This window comes from Rhodococcus sp. NPDC057529, from assembly GCF_042802055.1.
Taxonomy (GTDB): Bacteria; Actinomycetota; Actinomycetes; order Mycobacteriales; family Mycobacteriaceae; genus Rhodococcus_F.
The window spans coordinates 653,318-676,075 of record NZ_JBHVEY010000001.1 but is presented as its reverse complement, the minus strand read 5'-3'; the positions used below and the strand labels follow the sequence as shown (position 1 = coordinate 676,075).

Sequence of the window (22,758 nt, the reverse complement as noted above, 5' to 3'; positions counted from 1 at the left end):
ACTTTCCCAGAGGTCGTCAATGTCATCCCTTCGTATCGGATCGCTCGAACTGCGCAGTCCGGTGGTTCTGGCCCCCATGGCCGGGATCACCAACGTCGCCTTCCGCACGCTGTGCCGTGAGCTCGAGACGGAACGCGCGGGCAGCACGTCCGGCCTGTACGTCTGCGAGATGGTCACCGCGCGTGCGCTCGTCGAGCGGCAGCCCGCGACCCTGCACATGACGACGTTCGGCCCCACCGAGACGCCGCGGTCGCTGCAGCTGTACACCGTCGACCCCGACACCACGTACGCCGCGGCCAAGATGATCGTCGACGAGAACATGGCCGACCACATCGACATGAACTTCGGCTGCCCCGTCCCCAAGGTGACCCGCAAGGGTGGCGGTGCGGCACTGCCGTACAAGCGCACCCTGTTCGGCCGCATCGTCGCGGCGGCCGTGAAGGCGACCGAGGGCACCGACGTCCCGGTGACCGTCAAGTTCCGTGTCGGCATCGACGCCGAGCATCACACGCATCTCGACGCCGGCCGGATCGCCGCGGGCGAGGGTGCCGCCGCCGTCGCACTGCACGCGCGGACCGCGTCGCAGCGGTACTCCGGCACGGCCGACTGGAACGAGATCGCCCGGCTCAAGGAGCACGTCACGGACGTGCCCGTCCTCGGGAACGGCGACATCTTCGCGGCCGAGGACGCGGCCCGCATGATGGAGCAGACCGGGTGCGACGGCGTCGTCGTCGGACGTGGGTGCCTCGGCAGGCCGTGGCTGTTCGCGGAGCTGAGCGCGGCTCTGAACGGGAAGCCACAGCCGACTCCGCCCAACCTCGGCGAGGTGGCCACGATCATCCGCAGGCACGCGGAACTTCTCGCCGATCACCACGGCGAGGACAAGGGCCTGCGCGAACTGCGCAAGCACGTGTCCTGGTATCTGCGGGGCTTCCCCGCCGGATCGGAACTGCGGGTCGCGATGGCCCTCGTGAGCACTCTCACCGAACTCGACGATCTCCTCGTCCAGCTCGATCCGACCATCCCGTTCCCGAAGGACGCCGAGGGTCCGCGCGGACGGCAGGGATCACCCGGCACGGTCGCGCTCCCCGAGGGGTGGCTCGACGACCCCGAGGACTGCCTGGTGCCCGCCGGCGCCGACCTCATGCATTCGGGTGGTTAGCAGCACGAACGCGCGTCACCTGGCTACATGTGGGGAGCTTCGACGTTCGATAAGTACTATGGCTGGAATCCGTCGGGGCCGACGGAGGTCCGAGTCGGCGGAGAGGTCAGGGTGCATCGGTGGGTGATGATCACAGTGCGGACTCACCGACGCCCGAATCCCGCGCCCCGTGGGAACGTCCTCTAGCGGATCCCAGCTACCGGGAAGCCCAGTCGGGGCGGCCGCGGCGACTCCCGCCCCGACAGCCACCCCCCGAACGGCGGCCTCCCGAACCGCCCGCAGCCCCCGAGCACCGTGCGCCCGTGGAACGCACCGAACCGTCCCGCCACGACAGCGGGCGGATCGGCCGCCGGGCCGCGGGCGGGCCCACCGAGGCGCTCTCCGTCGCCGACCTGGTGAAGAAGGTCGCCGAGGACGAGGCGAACGAGGCGAACGATCCGGAGAAGACGGAGACGATCCCCCCGATCGACGAGCGGCAGCCGCCGCCTCCCGGGGTTCCTCCGCGCAAGACCCCACCGCCAGCGCCGCCGCCGGAACCGCCACCGAGTGCGCCCGAACCCGAATGGGTCGCAGATTCCGCCGAGACCACCGCGGTACCGCGAGTGGTCGGCAACCCGGCTACCACGCGCCTGGCCCTCAACAAGACCCGCAAACGCAAGCGCCTGCGCGCAGCGGGACGCGCCGTCGTCGCGCTGGTGGCGGTGGTCGCGCTCGCCGGAACCGGCATCGTCTGGGGCTACCTCCGGTCCACCGAGGGCAAATTCGACCAGATCGCGGCACTCGACACCGAGTCGACCGACATCGTCGACGCCGTCGGGCAGACCGGTGACGAGACCTACCTCATCGTCGGCACCGATACCCGCGCCGGCGCGAGCGGCGAGGTGGGCGCCGGAACCATCGACGACGCCGAGGGCTCCCGCGCCGACACGGTGATGCTCGTCAACATTCCCGCCGACCGGAGCCGGGTGGTCGCGGTGTCGTTCCCCCGCGACCTCGACGTCGAGCGGCCCGTCTGCCAGGGCTGGGACAACGACAGCGGCACCTACACCGAGGAGACCTTCCCCGCCGCCGACGGCGACAAACTCAACGCCACCTACGCGCTCGGCGGACCGAAGTGCCTGGTGAAGGTGATCCAGAAGATGTCGGGTCTGAAGATCGGCCACTTCGTCGGCATGGACTTCGCCGGCTTCGAGTCGATGGTCAACGAGATCGGCGGGGTCAAGGTCTGTACCACCCAGCCACTCGAGGACGGCGTACTCGGCACCGTTCTACCGCAGGCGGGCACCCAGATGCTCGACGGCAAGACCGCACTGAACTTCGTCCGCGCCCGACACGTCGAGGCGGAGGGCAACGGCGACTACGGCCGCATCAACCGGCAGCAGAGATTTCTCTCCGCCCTGCTACGGGGCGCCCTGTCCAGTCAGGTGCTACTCAATCCCGGAAAACTGAACGGTTTCATCAACGCGTTCACCCGCGACACGTTCGTGGAGAACATCGACACGAAATCGCTGGTCACGCTAGGGCGCTCACTGCAGAACGTCGACGCGGGCGCGGTCACCTTCCTGACCGTGCCCACCGCGGGCACCACCGAGTGGGGCAACGAGATTCCCCGCACCGACGACATCAAGGCGATCTTCCGCGCCATCATCGACGACGAGGCGCTGCCCGGCGAGAAGCGGGCGGAACCGCTGCCCTCGACCGCCCCCGAGCCGCAGGCCGCGCCGCCCGCCCCGGAGACGGTCCAGGCCGTCGACCCGTCCAGCGTGACGGTGCAGGTGTCGAACGCGTCGGGTGAGTCGGGACTGGCCGCGACCGCCGCCGACTCCCTGGCCGCCGAGGGGTTCCAGATCTACAGCGTCGGCAACTACACGGGCACCAGCAGCGAGACCGTCATCAGGTTCTCGCCGGGCCACGAGGCCGAGGCGGCGACCCTGGCGTCGTCGTTCCCGGGTGCGGTGCTCGAAGCGACCACCGGACTCGGAACGGTCGTCGAGGTGGCGCTCGGTTCGAGCTTCTCCGGGACCGTGCAGACACCGAGCCCGATCGACACTCCGCTGAACGTGTCGGACGTGCGAATCGGCCAGCCGGAGGACGCGGAAATCCCCGCGGACCTGGCGGTTGTGAATGCGGGCGACACGTCCTGCGATTGAGCGCACGCTCAGCGGTGTCGTTCACCCTGCGTTCACCGTGTGATCGTGACTTGGTTTCCCGTGCACCGTAGGCTGTGACCTCATGCGCGTGGCTTACAACGAACAGATGACCGAGCTTGCCGACCTGCTCGGTGAGATGGCGGGGCTTGCGGGGGTCGCCATGGAGCGAGCCACCCAGTCGCTGCTCCAGGCCGACCTCTCGCTCGCCGAGCAGGTCATCGGCGAGCACGACAAGATCACCGAGCTCAGCACCATCTGCGAGGAGCGGGCGTTCGCCCTCCTCGCCCTGCAGGCACCGGTCGCCGGCGACCTCCGCTCCGTCGTCAGCGGAATCCAGATCGTCGCCGACATCGACCGGATGGGTGCTTTGGCGCTCCACGTCGCCAAGATCGCGCGGCGCCGACATCCCAACCACGTGCTCCCCGAAGAGGTCAACGGCTACTTCGCCGAGATGGGACGCATCGCCGTCTCCATCGGTGCCGCCGCCCGTGAGGTCCTCGAGACCCGCGATCCCGAGCGTGCCGCGCGTCTGCGCGAAGAGGACGAGGCGATGGACGACCTCCACCGGCACCTGTTCACCGTGCTCATGGACCGCGAGTGGAAGCACGGCGTGGCCGCCGCCGTCGACGTCACCCTGCTCGGCCGCTTCTACGAGCGTTTCGCCGACCACGCCGTCGAGGTGGGTCGCCGGGTGATCTTCCTGGTCACCGGCAAGCTGCCCGACGACACCGAGACCGCCGTGAACGACGCCGACAACCTCACCTCCTACCCGGAACTATAGAACTCCCCCAACACTTTTCGCGCGAACGGGACGCTCGTACGGTCTGACCGTACGAGCGTCCCGTTCGTTCACCGGCAGTCGACCATACGACGAGAACGCCCCGGCCGAAGATCCGGCCGGGGCGTTCTCGTCGGTGAGCGTTATCCGAAGCGGCCCGAGATGTAGTCCTCGGTGGCCTTCTGCGTCGGGTTGGAGAAGATCTTCTCGGTGTCGTCGATCTCGACGAGACGCCCCGGCTTGCCGGTGGCCTCGAGGTTGAAGAACGCGGTCTGGTCACTCACACGCGCCGCCTGCTGCATGTTGTGGGTGACGATCACGATGGTGAAGTCCTTCTTCAACTCCGTGATGAGGTCCTCGATCGCGAGGGTCGAGATGGGGTCGAGCGCCGAGCAGGGCTCGTCCATCAGCAGGACGTCGGGCGAGACGGCGATGGCCCGGGCGATGCACAGACGCTGCTGCTGACCGCCGGAGAGTCCGCCGCCGGGCTTGTCGAGACGGTCCTTGACCTCGTTCCACAGGTTCGCGCCGCGCAGCGACCGCTCGGCCACCTCGTCGAGACGTTTCTTGCTGCGCTCGCCCTGCAGCTTGAGGCCGGCCACGACGTTGTCCTTGATGGACATCGTCGGGAACGGGTTGGGACGCTGGAACACCATGCCGATCGTCTTGCGGACGCCGACCGGGTCGATGCCGGAACCGTAGATGTCCTCACCGTCGAGGAGGATCGAACCCTCCACGCGCGCACCGGGAGTCACCTCGTGCATGCGGTTCAGCGAACGCAGCACGGTCGACTTGCCGCAACCGGACGGACCGATGAACGCGGTCACGTTCCGCGGGGGGACCGACAGCCCGACATCGGCGACGGCGTGGAACTTGCCGTAGTAGATGTTGACGTCCTTGAGATCCAGACGCTTGGCCATTACCGGCTCCCTACTGATTGATGTACGAAATCGAGTGTATGTGTCACTTGCTGCGGACCTGTGAGAAGTGGCCGACGACCTTGGCCGCGATGTTGAGGATGGCGATGAGCAGGATCAGCGTCAGCGCCGCGCCCCAGATGCGGTTGGTACCGGCATCGGTCGGGTTGTTCATCTCGGCGACCATGACGCCGGGCAGGGTGCCCATCTCGCCACCGAACAGGTTGAAGTTGATGAAGGGTGCGTATCCCACGAGGATCAGCAGCGGAGCGGTCTCACCCATCACGCGGGCCAGCGCCAGCATGACGCCGGTGATGATGCCCGGCAGCGCGGTGGGCAGCACGATCTTGGCGATCGTCTTCCACTTCGGAACGCCCAGCGCGTACGACGCCTCGCGCAGGTCCTGCGGCACGATGCGGAGCATCTCCTCCGTGCTGCGGACGACGACGGGCACCATCAGCAGGACCAGGGCGAGCGCCACCGCGAACCCGGACTTCGGGAAACCGAACGTCGCGATCCACAGGGCGTAGATGAACAGGGCCGCCACGATCGACGGGACACCGCTGAGGATGTCGACCATGAACGTGGTCAGCTTCGCCAGCCGCGACTTCCGGTCGGCGTACTCGACGAGGTAGATCGCGACGAACAGCCCGAGCGGGATGGACAGGACCGCGCAGACGAGTCCCTGCAGGATCGTGCCGATCAGCGCGTGATAGATGCCGCCGCCCGCCGCCGACGACGTGAGTCCGCTCAGCGAGTGGGTGAACCAGGTGGCCGTCGTCAAGGCGGGAATGCCCTTGACGACGGCGGTGATCAGGACCCACACCAGCGGGATGAGGGCGACGAGCACTGCCAGCGTCACGAGAACGGTGGCGGTGAGGTCGGTGATTCGACGGCGGGTTCCCACACCCCGGAAGGTGGGTGCCTTGACCGGCTTGTCGAGTGTCGCGGTCATGGGTCAGTCCTTCTTTCCTGCGATCACGGCGCGGGCCGCGGCGTTCACGACGAACGTGAGTACGAAGAGCACCAGACCTGCGGCGATGTACGCGCCGGCCTGGATGTTGTTGTTGAACTCCGCGTAGCCGAGGGCGATCTTGGACGCGATGGTGGCGCCGCCGTCGAACAGCGACCATCCGAAGGGCTGCGATGTGGTGCGCAGGATCAGGTACAGCGCCATGGTCTCACCGAGGGCGCGACCGAGGCCGAGCATCGACCCGCTGATGTAGCCGGACTTGCCGAACGGAATGATCGTGGTACGCACCACTTCCCACCGGGTGGCGCCGAGGGCGAGCGCCGCCTCGATCTGGGATGTCGGTGTCTGGACGAACACCTCGCGGGTGACCGCGGTGATGACCGGAAGGATCATGACGGCGAGCACGATGCCCGCCGTGAAGATGGTGCCGCCGCCGGTGATGGATCCGCTGCCCGTCGCGAACAGCGGAAACCAGCCGAGCTTTTCGTTGAGCCACACGGCAAGTGGCTTGATCGCGGGAGCGAACACCAGCAGACCCCACAGGCCGTAGACGATCGACGGCACTGCGGCCAGCAGGTCGATGACGTACGCCAGCGGGCGTTTGAGCCAACTCGGCGAGTACTCGGTGAGGAAGATCGCGATACCCAGCGCAACCGGCATCGCGAGCACGAGCGCGAACAGCGACACCAGAACCGTCACCTGGAAGAGGTCGAGCACACCGAACGCCATGGCGTTGATGTTCTGGGTGACCCATTCGCGGCTGGTGAGGAAGTTGACCTGGTTCCGGCTCAGCGCCGGAACGGCACGCCAGACGAGGAAGATGCCGATCGCGGCGATGAGGATGGAGATGACGATCGCCGACGTGGTCGCGAGGAACTTGAAGATCCGGTCCCCCGGCCTCGCGACGGCCTTGCCGCGAGGAGTGCCGGTCGGGGTCGGGGTTTCGGCCTTGGTGGAACTCAACTCGGCCTCCGGGGTGCCGTTCGGACCGCCCACCCCGGCCCCGCCGGAAGCGGAGCCGGAGGCGCGAGGTACTGATTCGGTGTGCGCTTCGCTCATCTGCGCTCCCAATCTTTCATCGTCAGAATATCGAGTCATGGGCGGGTCCGAACGACTTACCGTGTGAATCAGCCGATTGCGGCGACCGACGCGTTCAGCTTCTCCTTCATGGAGTCGGGCAGCGGCACGTAACCCTGCTCGGCCAGGTTGTTCTGGCCCTCGTTGGCGGCGCTGGTCAGGAACGACTTGACCGCTGCGGAGGTGTCGGCGTCATAACCCTTCGAGCACACGATCTCGTAGGTGGCGAGCACCAGCGGGTACGCGCCCGCTTCCTTGGTACCGAAGATCGAGGCGAGGTCGAGCGTCAGATCGCCCACACCCGCACCCTTGAACTGCGCACCCTCGATGGCCTTCGCGGCGGACTCGTCGGACAGGGCGACCGGGCCGGAGCCGGTGTCGATCTGCGCTGCCGACAGCTTGTTCTGGTCCGCGTACGACTTCTCGACGTAGGTGATCGATCCGGGCGCGGAGGCCACTGCCTGAGCGACACCGGCGGAACCCTTGGCGCCCTCACCGATGCCACCGGTGAAGTCGGAGCCGGCACCGGTGGTCCAGGCGCCGTTGGAGGCGGCCGTGAGGTACTGCTGGAAGTTGTCGGTGGTTCCCGAGGAATCCGAGCGGATGATCGCGGTGATGTCCTGGTCCGGCAGGGTGGCGCCCGGGTTGAGGGCGGCGATGGCCGGGTCGTTCCACTTCTTGATGGTGCCGTTGAAGATCTTGGCGGTCACTTCACCGTTCAGCACCAGGTCCTCGACGCCGTCGAGGTTGTAGGCCACTGCGACGGGTCCGAAGACGAGGGGAAGGTTCCACGCCTCGCCGCCGACGCAGCGCGCCTTGGCCTGCTCGGCCTGCTCGGCCTTGATCGCCGAGTCGGAACCGGCGAAGTCGATCTGGCCGGCGATGAACTGGGTACGTCCGTCACCGGAACCGCTGGGGTTGTACGCCAGGTTGACGGTCTTGCCCTTTTCCTGGCACACGGAGATGTAGGTGGAGACGAACTGGTCCATGGCGTTCTTCTGCGCCGAGGAGCCGGCCGAGGAGAGGTTGGCCTTGCCCTCGCACGTCGCGTTCGAGGCGGCTGCGTCGACGCCGCTCGACGCGGTGTTGTTGTCGCTGCCACACGCGGCCAAGGTCATGGCACCCAGGGCCACTGCACCGAGCAGGGCGCCACTGCGCTTGAGATTCACCTAGTCCTCCGGAAATACCGTCTCGCCCTCGATCGGGCGGCGACATGAGGCGCGGACCGGGAGGATCCTGCACCAGGCAGCACGGCGCTGCCCACGGAGAAACCTAGGGGTAGCTAATGTCCAGTTGGACCACGATCGGTGAACGGAAAGTGAACAGACCGAGCATTCGCCCATATTTCCGAGACGAACGACGGGTGCCGAAGTAGAGGAGCGCCTCAGGCTCGCGCGTACGCGACGTCGGTGTGGAACCGCTCGAACCCGAGCCGGTCGTAGGTGTGCAGCGCCGACGTGTTGTCGCCCTCGACGTAGAGCAGCACCGCACCGAGCCCGCGGTCGCGCAGGTAGTGCAGTCCGGCGAGTGTGAGCAATCGGCCGAGACCGCGCCCCTGGGCGTCGGGTCCGATGGCCACCACGTAGACCTCGCCGATGGCCGGCTCGTCGCCCTGCTGCGGGTGCACCTTGGTCCAGTGGAATCCGAGCAGCCGCTCCTCGTCCGACGTGGCGAACGCCATGAACAGCCCGGCCGGATCGAACCAGGCCTCCGCGCGGCGTTCGGCCATCTCTCGTTCGGTCCACGACCCCTGCTCGGGATGCCAGGCGAAGGCGGCGGCGTTGACCCGCAGCACCTCCGGATCGTCCTCGACGCCCCGGTACACGCGAAGCGAAATATCCTCCGGAACAACGATTTCCGGAAGTTCCGCCCCGTCGAGCGGGCGCCGGAGCTGTAGCAGTTCACGGGCACCGCTCAGCCCGAGGCGGTGCGCCACCGCCTGTGCCGCGGGCAGGTTGCCGTGCGCCCACACCCGGGTGTCCGGGCCACCCTCGGACAGGACCTCGGTGACCAGTCGGCCACCGACCCCCCGGCCGCGGGCCTCGGGATCGACCACGAGTTCGGCCATCGCGGGGTGCTCGCCACGACCGGGCTGCAACTGCGCGTACCCGACGATCCGATCGGCGTCGGTCTCCACGAGATGACGGACACCGTCGCCACCGGCGCCGGACACGGCGTGCACGCCCTGCTCCGACACGGGCGCGGTTCCGTCCGCCGCGGTCGCGCGGTCGAGCAGCGCGGACACGTCCGCGGCCTGCTTCCCGTCGAGTCGATCGGTCCAGGACTGCACCGAAGCGCTCACTGGATCACGGGTCCTTCCGCGGATTCGAAATCTGCATCTTCGGCGTCGAGGTCGTCGACCGGCGGCACCGGCGCACCCGACTTGCTGCGCGTGGGACGCACGGCCTTGTATCCGACGTTGCGGACTGTACCGATCAAGGATTCGTACTCGCTGCCCAGCTTGGCCCGCAGGCGACGCACGTGGACGTCGACCGTGCGGGTACCACCGAAGAAGTCGTATCCCCACACCTCCTGCAGCAACTGCGCGCGGGTGAAGACGCGACCCGCGTGCTGCGCCAGGTACTTGAGGAGTTCGAACTCCTTGTAGGTGAGGTCGAGGGGGCGGCCACGCAGCCGGGCCGTGTACGTGCCCTCGTCGATGACCAGTTCGCCGAGCGTGATCTTGCCCGACGCCTCCGGGCTGGCGACGCCGCCGGTGCGTCCGACCAGCAGTCGGAGGCGGGCGTCCACCTCGGCCGGTCCGGTGCCCGGGAGCAGGATGTCGTCGAGCCCCCAGTCGGAATTGACTGCCACCAGGCCACCCTCGGTGAGCACCGCCACCACGGGGACCGCTGAACCCGTGCTGCCCAGCAGCCGGCAGAGGCCGCGGGCCGCCGCGAGATCGGTGCGCGCGTCCACCAGGGCGATGTCGGCGGAGCTCGCTTCCAGGAGAGAGGACACCTCCGTCGGGGCAGGCCGCACCGAATGCGCCAGCAGGGCGAGGGCAGGCAGCACTGCCTCGGGGTTGGGGTCGGAGGTAAGAAGCAGTAGCTCCACACAGCCTCCCATCTCGTCGCCGTCGTACCTGGACCGGCCGACGGATCGTTCGTCCGCCGGTCCAGGTAGATCGACACTGAAGGTATCGACACTTTTGTCGGTGACAGAGTAGCGCGCCGCCGTCAAGGTCCGTCGCACCGAACCCCGGCAACCGGCGCGGAGGTTGCACCGGCGCCGCTTGGAACTGTGTCCGTCACAATGGGGCCGTGCGGAAACTCATCATCGGAATCGTCTTCCTCGTGGCACTCGGACTCGTCGTCGACTTCGGTTCGGCGGCCTACGCCGAGTACCGGGTGTCGCGGGAACTGCGGGCCGGCGCGTCCCTCACCGCCGATCCCGAGGTGACGGTGCACGGCTTCCCGTTCCTCACCCAGGCGTGGGACGGAAAGTACGAGAACATCGAGATCCGCGCCCAGGGAGTGAAGAGTGACGTGGTGGGTGAGGTGACCATCGAAACCACCCTGCTCGGCGTGTCCGCGCCGCTGTCCGACCTCGTCGACGGCTCCGTGAAGACCCTTCCGGTCGATCACCTCTCCGGCCGCATGCTCATCGACGCCACCGACCTCGGGCGCTTCCTCGACATCCCCGACCTGCAGGTTTCCGCCCCGCCGGCCAGCAAGTCGGACGGCACCGGCGGTTCCGGCGGCTCCGGGATGCCGACCGCGGGCGGCGTCGTCCTCACCGGCACCGTCCCCGTCGGACCGATCGAGACCACCGTCAGCGTGCAGGCCGACCTGGTCCTCGACGGCGGACAGGTGAAGATCGTCGCCAGCGACTTCTACTTCGGGCCCGAGGGCCACGCCGACTTCACCATCCCCGACCCCCTCGCCCCCGCGATCCTCGGCCTGTTCACCCGGACGATCGACCCGAAGGAACTCCCGTTCGGCGTCCAGCCGACAGAGGTGTACGCGGAGGGCTCCCAGATCGTCATCGAGGGCGTCGGCGACAACGTCACGATCGACCTGAACGAACTGCAGAGCCGATGACCGGAATCACACTGTTACTGATCGCACTGGTCGCGGCCGTGGTGTTCGGGCTCGTCTGGCAGCGTCGCCAGGGGAAGGTCCGGACCACCGGCGAGACGACCGCGGTCGTGACCGGCGAGCGTCGCACGCTCCTCGAGGCGGCGGGTGTCGGACCGGGTTCGGGGCACGGTCGGCAGGCCACCGTTCTCCACTTCTCCGCCGAGTGGTGCGGACCCTGCGCGGCGGTGCGCAGGGTCGTCGGACAGGTCGTCGCGGACCTCGCCGGCGAGCCCGAACCACCCGTGGAGGTGGAAGTCGACATCGACGAGTATCCCGCTCTCGCCAAGGAACTCGGCGTTCTGTCGTTGCCGACGACGTTCATTCTCGACGCCGACCTGCAGCAACGCTTCCGGGTGTCCGGCGTGCCCTCGGCGGCCGACCTGAAGGCGGCGCTCGGACCCCTCACCCGGCCCCCGGCTTCAAAATCCTGAAGAACCGGGTAAACTCGTCGCCGTGCAATCCAGCCACGAGCTCATGCTCACCCGACGCCGCACGGTAGACCTGTGCCGCCTCGGGGCTTGTTGCTGTACCTGTTGCTGATCACCAGGGCTGTCGCTTTCTGCTGACACCGCGGACTCCGCGCACGTGATCGAAACCCGATGACGACGTCGTCCGTCGTTGCTCGGCGCCAGGCAAGCATTCAGGACTCAACGCAGGAGCACTTCTCATGTCCACAACACTCGAGGTCGAGCAGGTCGACGTTCGTGGCCCCCGGTTCGCCGCCTGGGTCACCACCGCCGTCCTCGTCGCCGTCCTCGTCGTGTCGACGTTCTCGCTGGTCGCAGCCGGAATTCTGCTGGCACTGCAGGCGGTCGTCTTCGCGGCAGGTGCGGCCTCCGGGCCGCGGCGCAGCCCGTACGGCCGGATCTTCGGCACCCTCGTCGCGCCGCGACTCGCTCCGGTGAGCGAACGCGAACCGGCCGCACCGCTGCGGTTCGCGCAACTCGTCGGATTCGTCTTTGCCGCCGTCGGCACCGTCGGCTTCCTCGCCGGCTCCGGCATCGTCGGCGCCGTGGCCACCGCATTCGCCCTGTTCGCGGCGTTCCTCAACGCCGCATTCGGGTTCTGTCTCGGCTGCCAGATCTATCCACTCGTCGCACGCCTGAGGCCCGCGGCCTGAAAGTTTCACACCCGGAACCACCGCACGATCCACCCGACACAAGTAAGAACACATCGAAAGGAACACCATGGCTCGCTCCGATGTCCTAGTCTCCGCCGACTGGGCTGAGCAGAACCTCAACGCCCCCAAGACCGTTTTCGTCGAGGTGGATGAGGACACCAGCGCATACGACGGCGGCCACATCGAAGGCGCCATCCGCCTCGACTGGCGGAAGGACCTGCAGGACGGGGTCCGTCGTGACTTCCTGAACCAGCAGCAATTCTCCGACCTCCTGTCGGCCAAGGGTGTCGCCAACGACGACACCATCGTTCTCTACGGTGGCAACAACAACTGGTTCGCGGCATACGCGTACTGGTACTTCAAGCTGTACGGCCACCAGGACGTCAAGCTGATCGACGGCGGCCGCAAGAAGTGGGAGCTCGACGGACGCCCCCTCTCCAAGGAGACCGTGTCCCGCCCGGCCACGCAGTACAAGGCCGACGCACCCGACCTGACGATCCGCGCCTTCCGCGACGAGGTCATCGACGCCATCGGCAACAAGAACCTCGTCGACGTGCGTTCGCCCGACGAGTTCTCCGGCAAGATCCTCGCCCCCGCGCACCTGCCGCAGGAGCAGGCGCAGCAGCGTGGACACGTCCCCACGGCCATCAACATCCCGTGGAGCACCACCGCGAACGAGGACGGCACCTTCAAGTCGGACGACGACCTGGAGAAGCTGTACTCGGAGAAGGGCTACGACGAGTCGAAGCCCACCATCGCGTACTGCCGAATCGGCGAGCGCTCCAGCCACACCTGGTTCGTGCTCAAGGAAATCCTCGGCAAGTCCGATGTCAAGAACTACGACGGCAGCTGGGTCGAATACGGCTCACTCGTCGGCGCACCCATCGAGTTGGAGGTTCACTGAGCCATGTGTGGAGCACCTGTACAGACCCAGACCCTGCCCGCGGGCGTCGACGTCGAGAAGGAAACGGTCATCACCGGCCGCGTTCTCGCCGCTGACGGCCAGCCGATCGGTGGAGCGTTCGTGCGTCTCCTCGACGGCGGCGGAGAGTTCACCGCCGAGGTCGTCGCCTCGGGCACCGGAGACTTCCGCTTCTTCGCCGCTCCCGGCGACTGGACCGTGCGTGCACTGTCCAGCTCCGGCAACGGCACCGCCACGGTGAGCCCGACGAGCGCAGGCGTGCACAACGTCGACGTCACGGTCGGCGAGTAAGACTCGGCACCAACGCAGGAAGGCCCCGCTCCGGCATTCGGAGCGGGGCCTTCTTCGTGCGGCTCCGCCGCCTACTGCTTCTGCGCGAGCGCGGTGATCCAGTCGACGATCTTCTCGCTCTCCCAGTACCAGGGGTCGTTCGGGTTGTTGTTCCAGTAGAACAGGTGCTGAATGAAGCCGAGGAAGATGTACGGCTTGATCACGAGTTCGAAGACGTCCCGGTTGTCCTCGACGAACCCGGGGCCCTCTTTTGCGAGCTTCGCCTTCACGACGTCGGAACCGGGGCCCATCGCCCAGTTCAGCGCCTCGACCATCTGCTCCTGCGACACCTGCGTGTTCCGGTCCGGTCCGTCGGGGTCGTAGGTCCGGTCGGCCACCGTGCGCAGGACGTCGAGGAAGGACTCGTCGGAGGCGAACCAGTCGTCGTGGGTGACGATGTGCACGATCGACCGCGCCGCCATGTTCGTCACCGCGTTCGCGAAGTCGGAGACGGTCTGGCCCGGGTTCAGCAGGGTGAAGTGCAGCTGCCCCAGCACACCGAGCGCCAACTCGAGGACGGCGATCTCCTGCGGCGCGTCGCACGCGATGTCGTAGGGGCGGCACGCGTAGATGATCTTGCCGTCGAGGGCGCCGTAGTCGGCCGGCTCGGAAGACATGAATCCGCCTCCGGCAGGGCCCGGTTCGCCCAGCGACGGGGTGCCCGCCGGGCGGTACGGGTCGCCGACCAGCGCGACACCGGCGATGTCGTCGGCGGTAACCAGAGAATTGCTGTCCCGGTGTCCGAGTTCGCGCGACACCCGTTCGACGACCTCCGCGCCGACGCTGTAACCGAGCAGCACGTACTCGGTGCCGTCGCCGCACTTCGCCTTGCTCTCGTCGAGGATCCTGTTCGTCGACGCCACACCGGCAGCCATCGAATCCTGGTATGTCGGAACAGGTTGCAGCAGACCGAGACCGTACGTGGACGGGTAGGGCACGTACATCCACCCCACCGTCCCCGGCTCGTCCGCGTTCGCCTCGCCGGCCGGCACCGTCACGTTGCCCACCCAGTTCGACCACAGCTGACGGTTCTCGTCAGCCAGAGGGTTGCGGTCCGCCGTCGAGTCGGTAGCACCGGACACCGCGACGATCATGACGTCGGGGCAGTCGGCGGCGTAGTTGTTCGGATCGACACGGTCGGTGTCGTCTTTCCCCGAACCGGCGCTTCCCGACCCTGCACTGCCGGAGTCCGGGGCCGCGACGGCCAGGCCGGGAGCGCCGAACGCGGACACGGTGAGCAGCAGAACCGTCGCCGTGACCGCGGCTCGCGCCAGGCCGGGGAGGGCGGGGCTGGATCGACGCATGAGACCTCCGGGAGGAGCGGGAGACGAGACGACGGCATGAGGATATCCGGAACCGACCGGGTGGTCGCCTTCGAGAAACCGTAGCCGCAGAGACGGTAAGCCGCCTCCCGTTTCGACCGTTCGACGGGTTCGGTTTAGGATGTCACCGTGGTTATCTTCTTCGAGGTACTTCTTGTCCTTGCCGCCGTGTTGATCACGTGGTTCTCGCTCTACACGATCTACCGCCTGGTCACCGACGAGTCGTGAGTCAAACCCCGGACGCAGGCGCAGATCCGCCTTCCGAGCACCCGACTATCAGCGAGCCCGCTGGGGACTCCCCCACCGTGCGTCGTGGTAGCGGTGACGCAGCCGTCGCGGACGCCATCGAGCGTTCCAAGACGACGGCGTCGCGGAACATCCCGCAGCTTCCGGACCTTCCGCTGCCCGAGGACACCGCGAATCTGCGCCTCGGCCCGGATCTGAACAACGAACTTCTCGCGGTCCTGCCGCTCGTGGGTGTCTGGCGCGGTGAAGGGGAAGGCCACGACCCCGACACCGGCGACTACCCCTTCGGGCAGCAGATCATCGTCTCCCACAACGGGGGCAACTACCTCAAGTGGGAATCGCAGACCTGGGTTCTCGACGCCGACGGCGAGTACGTGCGCCCCGACCTCCACGAGACCGGCTTCTGGCGGATCAGCGGAGACGGCATCCCCGGCAGCACCAACGAGGAAGTCGTCGAACTCCTTCTCACCCACAGCTCCGGCATCGTCGAACTCTTCTACGGGCGCGCCCTCACGCAATCGTCGTGGGAACTCGCGACCGACGTCGTGATCCGCAGCACCTCCGGTGTTCTCGTCGGCGGCGCCAAGCGTCTCTACGGCATCGTCGAGGGCGGCGACCTCGCGTACGTCGAGGAACGCATCATCGCCGACGGTGAGCTGCGCCCCCATCTCTCCGCGCGGCTGTCCCGCTACGTTGGCTGACTGCGGCTCCGCCGCCCGTGAGTACTTATTAACCACGGGCCGTTAACAAGTACTCACGGCTCGGGTTATCCACAACCTGCCATTCATCCACAGGCCAGTTGAAATCGGGCCTTCTGGGGCTTTTCCTGTCGGCCGGGTTCCGCACCGTCGCGTCCATGACACCTGCGACGATCGACTTCAAACCCGAGTTCCAACGTGTCCTCGACCACCAGCACGGCCTCGTCACGGCCCGGCAACTGCGTGGGCTGGGCATCACGACCCGGCAGATCCAGCACATGGTGGAGTCGGGCCAGTGGTCGGCGGTTCTGCACGGCGTCTACGCCGTCACCAACGGACCCCTCGATCGGCCGATGATGCTGTGGGCGGCGCTGCTGTTCGGTGGTCCCCGCGCGATTCTCAGCCACCGGACCGCGGCCGAGGAGTGGGCGCTGGTGCGCATCGATCCCGAGGGTCCGATCCACGTCACCGTGCCCTACGGATTGTCCGCGGAGCACCAGGGGCCGACGTATCGCAAGGTCGGACGGCGATCCGACCGCCTGGTTCCCCGCGAGGGCGACCTGAGGTCGGTGGCCTTACGCGACCGGCGTCGCGGCAATGCGGCGGAACTGGCGGGCAAGGCCACGCTGGTCTACGGCTGGGAGGAGGTGACGCGACGCTCGTGTGAGGTCGCGGCGCAGGTGCGGACGGTGCTCGAGCGGGGTGGCTGGAGTGGGTCGAACCCGTGCCCGCGATGCCGTGAGTACTTGTTAACCGCCGGCGGTTAAGAAGTACTCACGGGCGCGAAGCGCACAACGGCCCCCGAGCCTTCCGGTGCTGGTGCACCGGGTCCGATCTGGACCAGACCGGGGGCTCGGGGGCCGGGTAGCTGCCTGGGATTCGCTCGCCGCTCGCGCGGTCAGTGAATTCCGTCAGCGGTAGCGGCTAGCTGGCAGCCACCTCACGTGTCCGTCTGTCATTCAATTTCAGACCACCTCCTTCCTCGTGTACTCAAGAACGTACGCCCCACTCACGGAGTCGGCAACGCATTTTCGCTCTCGGCTTTCTCCACCCGTATCACCAGGTCAGCGCTGGTATCCTGCGGAAGCTGGTGGGTGACGACCACGACGGTGCGCTGCGCGGAGACCAGTCCGCCGTCGCGTGCGAGCAATCTCCGCAGCAGGTCGGCGCCCGCGTCGGCGTCGAGGTGTTCGGTCGGTTCGTCCAGCAGCAGCACCCGAGCGGGCGACAGCAGCGCCCTGGCGAGGAGCAGTCGGCGACGCTGCCCGCCGGACACCGCCCGGGCACCGCCGGCGAGGGTCGTGTGCACGCCCTCCGGCAGCCCCGCCACCCAGTCCCCGAGCCCGACGGACTCCAGGACGGTCACCGCCTCCGCGTCGTCCAGGTCGCCGCGTGCCACCCGCAGGTTCTCGAGCACGGACGTGTCGAAGAGGTGTGCGTCCTCCGCGAAGAATCCGACGTTCCGGCGGAGCGACTCGGACCTGATCTGGTGGAGGTCGATGCCGTCGACCCGGACCGTTCCCGAGCCGGGCGGGAGCAACCCGGCCAGCGTCATCAGGGTGGTCGTCTTCCCCGACCCGCTGCTCCCGACGAGCGCGACCCGGGCACCCGGGCGGAGGTCGACGTCGAGTGGGGCGGTGACCTGCCCGCCGGGCCAGCCGCACCGCAGGTCCTTCGCGACCATGTCTGCCGGTCCGTCGAGGTCCCGGTCTCCGGGGTGCGGATCCGCGACGGCGGCGTCGAGCACGGCGAGGATGCGGCGGGACGCGATGCGGGCCCGCGTGAGCGCGACCGCTGCGGCGGGCAGTGCCGCGGTGGCTTCGAAGGACGACAGCGGCAGGAGCACGAGGATGCCCATCCCCATCGGGCTCATGGTCCCCGACGAGTACAGGTCCATGCCGATGATCAGGGACGCGATGACGCTCACCCCCACGGCCAGCGGTGTGGCGGCGTCCGCGAACGCGCTGGGTGCGGCGGCGCGGTCGGTGGCCGAGACCGCGGCGTGCTCCGCGTCGACGGCCCGCGACACGGCGCGGTCGAGGCGGCCTGCCACGCGCAGTTCCGCGGCGTGATCGAGGGCGGTGACGGCGTCCTCGCTGAACCGGGCGCGCGCCTGCGCCCCCGACGTCTCGGCGAGGCGGGCGGCCCGCGCGGACAACCAGGGCGCCGCGACCCCCGACACCGCGAGCGCGACCGCGAGCACGAGCGCCGCGGCCGGCGAGATCACCGCGAGGATACCGACGGCGGCCACGGCCAGGACGACGGCCACGGCGATCGGGACGAGGGCGCGGACCACGACGTCCCCGAGGGTGTCGACGTCGGCACCGGTGCGCGCGAGGAGTTCGCCGCGGCGCAGTCCGGCCGCGGCCGCGGGGTCTCCGTCGGCGAGCCGCTGGTACAGCCGGGTGCGGGCGGACGTGGTGCCGCGCAGGGCCGTGTCGTGGGTGGCCAGCCGCTCGAGGTAGCGGAAGACGCCGCGGGAGATGCCCAGAGCCCGCACCGCCACGACGGCCACGCTGAGGTCGAGGACGGGCGGCATCTGCCATGCCCTCGTGATCAACCAGGCCGACAGCGCCGCCAGCGCGAGGGCACTGCCCAGGGTCGCGACTCCGGCGGCGACGGCCCGTGCGACCCGTCCCGGTTGCAGGTCGAGGAGCGGCAGCGCCCGGAGCAGCGGGTCACGCGACATCGGCACTCACCTCGATCACCCGGTCGGCGGCGGCGAGCACGGCCGGGCGATGCCCCACCATCACGACCGTCCGGCCGGCGACGGCCAGGCTGCGGAGGGAATCGAGCACGGTCCGCTCCGACGCGTCGTCGAGGTGTGCGGTGGGCTCGTCGAGCACCAGGACCGGACGCCGGGTGGCCAGCACCCGGGTCAGTGCGAGCCGTTGCCGCTGTCCGAGCGACAGTCCCGTTCCCCCGGAACCGACACTCGTGTTCCAGCCGTCGGGGAGTTCGGCGAGGACCTCGTCGAAACCCGTGGCCGCGCAGGCCTGTTCGAGGTCGACGACGTCGCCGATGAGCCGGAGGTTCTCGTCGAGGGTGCCGGGAACGAGGACGGGGTGCTGCGGCAGCCACGCCACCTGCGACCACCACGCGGACCGGTCGAGCGAACTCACGGGGACGCCCGCGACCCGCACCTGTCCGCCCGCGGGTTCGACGAGGCCGAGGAGCGCGTGCACCGCAGTCGATTTCCCGGACCCGTTGGGTCCGGTCAGCACGGTCACCGCGCCGGGTTCGACGGTCCCGGACAGTCCGTGCGGCGCCAGGCCGCGGCGCGACGCGACGTCCACGTCGTCGAACTCGAGGCGCGCCCCGGTGGCGTCCACCACGACCGCACCGTCGGCCGGGTCGGGACGATCGGCATCGATGACCGCGAAGGCCCTGCTCGCGGCGGCCATTCCGTCCTCGGCGGCGTGGAACTGGGTTCCGACCATCCGCAGCGGGAGGTACACCTCGGGGGCGAGGATCAGTGCCACGATCCCGGCTTCGAGTTCCATGCCCCCGTAGACCAGCCGGAGCCCGATGCTCACGGCAACGAGCGCGACGCAGAGGGTGGCGAGCAGTTCCAGCACCATCGAGGAGAGGAACGCCACCCGCAGCGCCGACATCGTGGTGCGGCGGTGTGCGTCGCCGAGTTCGCGCACCCGCGTCGCCGGGCCCTGCTCGCGGCCGAGGGCGCGGAGCGTGGGCAGGCCGGCCAGCAGGTCGAGCAGTTGCGAGGACAGCGTGGTCATCGCGGTCAGCGTCTTGACGGCCTTGCCCCTGGTGAGCAGGCCGATGAGGATCATGAAGACCGGGATGAGCGGCAGCGTGACGACGATGATGGCCGCCGATGTCAGATCCTGGAATGCGATGACCGCCAACGTCGCCGGCGTGAGTGTGCCCGCGAGGACCAGGGCGGGGAGATACCCGGTGAGGTACGGCACGAGTCCGTCGATGCCGCGGGTGAGGACGGTCGCGATCTCGTCGCGCCGCGGGTCGAGTGCGCGCGGCCGCATCCGGGTCGCGACACCGAGCACCTCGCCCTTCAGTTCCGCCACGACCCGCGACGCGGACCGGTGCGCGAACCGGGACTGCGTCCAGGTGCCGAGGACCCGGATCCCCACCGCGGCCGCGAGGACCGTCAGTTCGGTGGACCACCGCCCGAGGTCGGTGGCGTCGTCGACGATGACGCCACCGAGCACCCGGCCGATCACGATCGCCGACACGATGACCATCGCGACGTTGACGATCGACAGGCCGACCGTGAGGACGAGATACCCGCGGGCCGCCGCCGAGTACCGCCACAGGCGGGGATCGACGGGGCGCCGGGAACCACGCTCCCCGGCGGGGCGGGGTGCGTCGCCGACCGCTGTGCTCATCTGCGCTCGAGCGGGAGACCGATCGACGGCGGGATGTGCTTGGTCGAGATCCGTTGACGGAACACCCAGTACGTCCAGCCCTGGTAGATCAGCACCACCGGGGTGAGGAAGGCGGCGGCCCACGTCATCACCTTCAGCGTGTACGGGCTCGACGACGCGTTCTCGATCGTCAGGCTGTACGCGGCGTCCAGTGTGGACGGCATGACGTCGGGGAACAGCGAACCGAACAGCAGGGCCACGGTGCCGATGACGGCGATCGACGTGAGCGCGAACGCCCACCCCTCACGTTCGACGCGGGTCAACGCGACGACCCCGAGGAGGGCGGCGGCCGCGGCCACCACGAGGACCCACGTCCAGCCCGTGCCGTACGCCAACTGTGTCCACAGCACGAACGCGCCTGCCACCGGAACGGCGGGGATCGCCAGCCGGGACGCCAGTTCGACGGCGTCCGTGCGCACTTCGTCGGCCGTCTTCAGGGCGAGGAACACCGCGCCGTGCAGCGCGAACACGAGCGCGGTCGTCAGACCGCCCAGCAGCGCATACGGATTGAGCAGGTCGAAGAGGCCGGAGGTGACCTGCTTGTCGGCGTCGATGTCGACGCCTCGCACGATGTTCGCGAACGCGACGCCCCACAGCACCGCGGGCACCCAGGACCCGAAGACGATGCCCCAGTCGCAGCGCCGGCGCCAGGTGTCGTCGTCGATCTTGCCGCGGTACTCGATGGCGCAGATCCGGACGATGAGGGCGACGAGGATGATCAGCAGCGGCAGGTAGAAGCCGGAGAACAGGGTGGCGTACCACTCGGGGAACGCCGCGAACAGGGCTCCGCCGCCGGTGATGAGCCACACCTCGTTGCCGTCCCACACGGGGCCGATCGTGTTGAGCACCACCCGCCGCCGCGTGTCCCCGTCCGGGTCCTTGCGCCTGCCCAGCACTGGCATGAGCATGCCGACGCCGAAATCGAATCCCTCGAGGACGAAGTACCCGATGAAGAGCACCGCGATCAGGATGAACCACACTTCTTGAAGTCCCATGACCGTCTCCCCTAGTACGCGAACGAGAGTTGCTCGGGCTTGCCCGGTTCTTCGGGCTCGTCGTGGCCGTCACCCGGTGGATGCGCGTCGTGTTCGAGCGGTCCCTCCACCGTGTAGCGGCGGATCAGCGTGAACCACACGACGGCCAGGGCACCGTAGACCACGGTGAACGTGATGAGCGACACCCACACGGTCCATGCCGAATGATGCGAGACACCTTGGTCGACAGTCAGTCTGATCATGTCGACACCGGTCGGGTTGGGTGCCACGACCCACGGCTGGCGGCCCATCTCGGTGAACACCCAGCCCGCGCTGTTGCCGAGGAACGGCGTCGGGATGACCGCGATCGACAACCAGCCGAACCATTTCTTGTCCGGGACGCGACCGCCGCGGGTCATCCACAGGCCGACGACGGCGAGCAGGGCCGACCCGGCAGCCCAGCCGATCATCGCGCGGAACGTCCAGTAGGTGACGAACAGGTTGGGCTTGTAGTTGCCGGGTCCGTACAGCTCCTCGTAGCGGGCCTGGATCTCGGTGACGCCCTCGACGGTGGAGTCGAACGTTCCGTCGGCCAGGAACGAGGTGAGTCCGGGAATCTTGATGAGCTGGGTGATGCTCTCGCAGTTGTTCTGGGTGCCGACGGTGAGGATGGAGAAATCGGCACCGGTTTCGGTGTGGCACAGCGATTCGGCCGACGCCATCTTCATGGGCTGCTGTTCGAACATCAGCTTGCCCTGGATGTCTCCGGTGATCGCGAGTCCGACGCCGGAGGCGACCATCACCCACAGCGCGAGGATCGTGACCGGACGGAACATCGTCCTCGCGGTCTCCTCGTGCTTCTTCGCCACCTCCGGTTCGGTGGCGTCCTTCGCCCTGCGCATGCTGCGCACCATCCACCAGCCGCCGACGCCGGCCACGAACGTGCCCGCGGTGAGGAATGCCCCGGACACGACGTGCGGGAAGGCCGCGAGGGCGGTGTTGTTGGTGAGCAGCGCCCAGATGCTCGTGAGCTCTGCGCGCCCGGTCTCGGGGTTGTAGATCGCTCCGACCGGGTGCTGCATGAACGAGTTGGCGGCGATGATGAAGAACGCGGACGCGTTCACACCGATCGCGACGAGCCAGATGGTGGCGAGGTGGACGAGTTTGGGCAGCCTGCCCCAACCGAAGATCCAGAGTCCGAGGAACGTCGACTCGAGGAAGAACGCGACCAGGCCTTCGAGGGCGAGGGGGGCGCCGAACACGTCGCCGACGAATCGCGAGTACTCGCTCCAGTTCATCCCGAACTGGAATTCCTGCACGATGCCGGTGGCGACGCCGAGCGCGAAGTTGATCAGGAAGAGCTTCCCGAAGAACTTGGTGAGTCGATACCAGTGGGTTTTACCGGTGACCACCCACATCGTCTGCATGACGGCGATGAGCGGGGCGAGCCCGATCGTCAGCGGAACGAGGATGAAGTGATAGACGGTGGTTATGCCGAACTGCCACCGGGAGACGTCCAAGGCATCCATGGCTACTCCGAAACTGGGCCCGTAGGACAGGCTTCAGGGCCGGAGCGTGGGCTTCCGCCCGACCCTTGAAAA

At 68.1% G+C, this 22,758-nt stretch carries 21 protein-coding genes; 10 read left to right on the top strand and 11 right to left on the bottom strand.

What is annotated here, in order from left to right:
* Positions 1 to 19 precede the first annotated feature (19 nt).
* From dusB to phoU, 3 genes are all read left to right on the top strand, one after another.
* A complete protein-coding gene (dusB, locus tag ACFU5V_RS03085) occupies positions 20 to 1,162 on the top strand; it encodes a tRNA dihydrouridine synthase DusB (protein ID WP_378441951.1) in 1,143 nt (380 codons plus the stop codon).
* Between the two features lie 119 nt (positions 1,163 to 1,281).
* Positions 1,282 to 3,312, top strand: coding sequence for an LCP family protein (locus ACFU5V_RS03080; protein WP_378696703.1), 2,031 nt, complete (start codon positions 1,282 to 1,284; stop codon positions 3,310 to 3,312).
* An 82-nt stretch (positions 3,313 to 3,394) separates the two neighbouring features.
* Complete coding sequence (phoU, locus tag ACFU5V_RS03075; protein ID WP_378441948.1) at positions 3,395 to 4,093, top strand: phosphate signaling complex protein PhoU; 699 nt, start codon at positions 3,395 to 3,397, stop codon at positions 4,091 to 4,093.
* Positions 4,094 to 4,233: 140 nt separating this feature from the next.
* Here phoU and pstB read toward each other — a convergent pair whose 3' ends face one another.
* From pstB to ACFU5V_RS03045, 6 genes are all read right to left on the bottom strand, one after another.
* Positions 4,234 to 5,010 (bottom strand): phosphate ABC transporter ATP-binding protein PstB, encoded by a 777-nt coding sequence (gene pstB, locus ACFU5V_RS03070; protein WP_015888703.1) that lies wholly within the window; start codon positions 5,008 to 5,010, stop codon positions 4,234 to 4,236.
* 43 nt (positions 5,011 to 5,053) lie between these two features.
* Positions 5,054 to 5,962: a phosphate ABC transporter permease PstA gene (gene pstA, locus ACFU5V_RS03065; RefSeq protein ID WP_378696700.1), complete on the bottom strand. Its 909-nt coding sequence runs from the start codon at positions 5,960 to 5,962 to the stop codon at positions 5,054 to 5,056.
* Positions 5,963 to 5,965: 3 nt separating this feature from the next.
* Positions 5,966 to 7,039 carry a phosphate ABC transporter permease subunit PstC gene (gene pstC / locus ACFU5V_RS03060; protein WP_378440180.1) on the bottom strand — a complete coding sequence of 358 codons (1,074 nt, stop codon included), beginning with the start codon at positions 7,037 to 7,039 and terminating at the stop codon, positions 5,966 to 5,968.
* 68 nt (positions 7,040 to 7,107) lie between these two features.
* Positions 7,108 to 8,226, bottom strand: coding sequence for a phosphate ABC transporter substrate-binding protein PstS (pstS, locus tag ACFU5V_RS03055; protein WP_378696698.1), 1,119 nt, complete (start codon positions 8,224 to 8,226; stop codon positions 7,108 to 7,110).
* Positions 8,227 to 8,441: 215 nt separating this feature from the next.
* Complete coding sequence (gene mshD, locus ACFU5V_RS03050) at positions 8,442 to 9,359, bottom strand: mycothiol synthase (RefSeq protein WP_378440184.1); 918 nt, start codon at positions 9,357 to 9,359, stop codon at positions 8,442 to 8,444.
* A complete protein-coding gene (locus ACFU5V_RS03045; RefSeq protein ID WP_043825261.1) occupies positions 9,356 to 10,114 on the bottom strand; it encodes a response regulator transcription factor in 759 nt (252 codons plus the stop codon). The genes mshD and ACFU5V_RS03045 overlap by 4 nt, the downstream gene beginning before the upstream one ends.
* Before the next feature lie 206 nt (positions 10,115 to 10,320).
* Here ACFU5V_RS03045 and ACFU5V_RS03040 point away from each other — a divergent pair, with 206 nt between their 5' ends.
* The 5 genes from ACFU5V_RS03040 to ACFU5V_RS03020 all read left to right on the top strand — a co-directional run bounded on the left by ACFU5V_RS03040 (position 10,321) and on the right by ACFU5V_RS03020 (position 13,472).
* A complete protein-coding gene (locus ACFU5V_RS03040) occupies positions 10,321 to 11,100 on the top strand; it encodes an LmeA family phospholipid-binding protein (protein WP_378696695.1) in 780 nt (259 codons plus the stop codon).
* On the top strand, positions 11,097 to 11,570 hold the full coding sequence (locus tag ACFU5V_RS03035; protein ID WP_378696693.1) for a thioredoxin family protein: 474 nt from the start codon (positions 11,097 to 11,099) through the stop codon (positions 11,568 to 11,570). The genes ACFU5V_RS03040 and ACFU5V_RS03035 overlap by 4 nt, the downstream gene beginning before the upstream one ends.
* A 236-nt stretch (positions 11,571 to 11,806) precedes the next feature.
* Positions 11,807 to 12,259 (top strand): DUF4395 domain-containing protein, encoded by a 453-nt coding sequence (locus tag ACFU5V_RS03030; protein ID WP_378696691.1) that lies wholly within the window; start codon positions 11,807 to 11,809, stop codon positions 12,257 to 12,259.
* A 67-nt stretch (positions 12,260 to 12,326) separates the two neighbouring features.
* Positions 12,327 to 13,163: a sulfurtransferase gene (locus ACFU5V_RS03025; protein WP_087557690.1), complete on the top strand. Its 837-nt coding sequence runs from the start codon at positions 12,327 to 12,329 to the stop codon at positions 13,161 to 13,163.
* 3 nt (positions 13,164 to 13,166) lie between these two features.
* Positions 13,167 to 13,472: a DUF1416 domain-containing protein gene (locus ACFU5V_RS03020; RefSeq protein WP_072943045.1), complete on the top strand. Its 306-nt coding sequence runs from the start codon at positions 13,167 to 13,169 to the stop codon at positions 13,470 to 13,472.
* A 71-nt stretch (positions 13,473 to 13,543) separates the two neighbouring features.
* On the opposite strand, the gene ACFU5V_RS03015 is transcribed toward ACFU5V_RS03020, so the two are convergent.
* Positions 13,544 to 14,815, bottom strand: a complete 1,272-nt coding sequence (locus tag ACFU5V_RS03015; protein WP_378696689.1) for a cutinase family protein — start codon at positions 14,813 to 14,815, stop codon at positions 13,544 to 13,546.
* A gap of 242 nt (positions 14,816 to 15,057) precedes the next feature.
* Here ACFU5V_RS03015 and ACFU5V_RS03010 point away from each other — a divergent pair, with 242 nt between their 5' ends.
* Positions 15,058 to 15,780, top strand: coding sequence for an FABP family protein (locus tag ACFU5V_RS03010; RefSeq protein WP_378433562.1), 723 nt, complete (start codon positions 15,058 to 15,060; stop codon positions 15,778 to 15,780).
* A gap of 98 nt (positions 15,781 to 15,878) precedes the next feature.
* Positions 15,879 to 16,544 carry a type IV toxin-antitoxin system AbiEi family antitoxin domain-containing protein gene (locus ACFU5V_RS03005; protein WP_378696687.1) on the top strand — a complete coding sequence of 222 codons (666 nt, stop codon included), beginning with the start codon at positions 15,879 to 15,881 and terminating at the stop codon, positions 16,542 to 16,544.
* A 242-nt stretch (positions 16,545 to 16,786) separates the two neighbouring features.
* On the opposite strand, the gene cydC is transcribed toward ACFU5V_RS03005, so the two are convergent.
* From cydC to ACFU5V_RS02985, 4 genes are read right to left on the bottom strand one after another with little or no spacing between them, the layout of a single operon-like run.
* The gene (cydC, locus tag ACFU5V_RS03000) at positions 16,787 to 18,466 is read right to left on the bottom strand and encodes a thiol reductant ABC exporter subunit CydC (protein WP_378696685.1); all 1,680 of its coding nucleotides are present in this window, start codon (positions 18,464 to 18,466) and stop codon (positions 16,787 to 16,789) included.
* Positions 18,456 to 20,144, bottom strand: coding sequence for a thiol reductant ABC exporter subunit CydD (gene cydD, locus ACFU5V_RS02995; protein ID WP_378433559.1), 1,689 nt, complete (start codon positions 20,142 to 20,144; stop codon positions 18,456 to 18,458). Before cydD ends, cydC begins: the two co-directional genes overlap by 11 nt.
* Positions 20,141 to 21,178 (bottom strand): cytochrome d ubiquinol oxidase subunit II, encoded by a 1,038-nt coding sequence (gene cydB, locus ACFU5V_RS02990; RefSeq protein WP_378433558.1) that lies wholly within the window; start codon positions 21,176 to 21,178, stop codon positions 20,141 to 20,143. The genes cydD and cydB overlap by 4 nt, the downstream gene beginning before the upstream one ends.
* Before the next feature lie 11 nt (positions 21,179 to 21,189).
* On the bottom strand, positions 21,190 to 22,686 hold the full coding sequence (locus ACFU5V_RS02985; RefSeq protein WP_378433557.1) for a cytochrome ubiquinol oxidase subunit I: 1,497 nt from the start codon (positions 22,684 to 22,686) through the stop codon (positions 21,190 to 21,192).
* Positions 22,687 to 22,758: the final 72 nt, after the last annotated feature.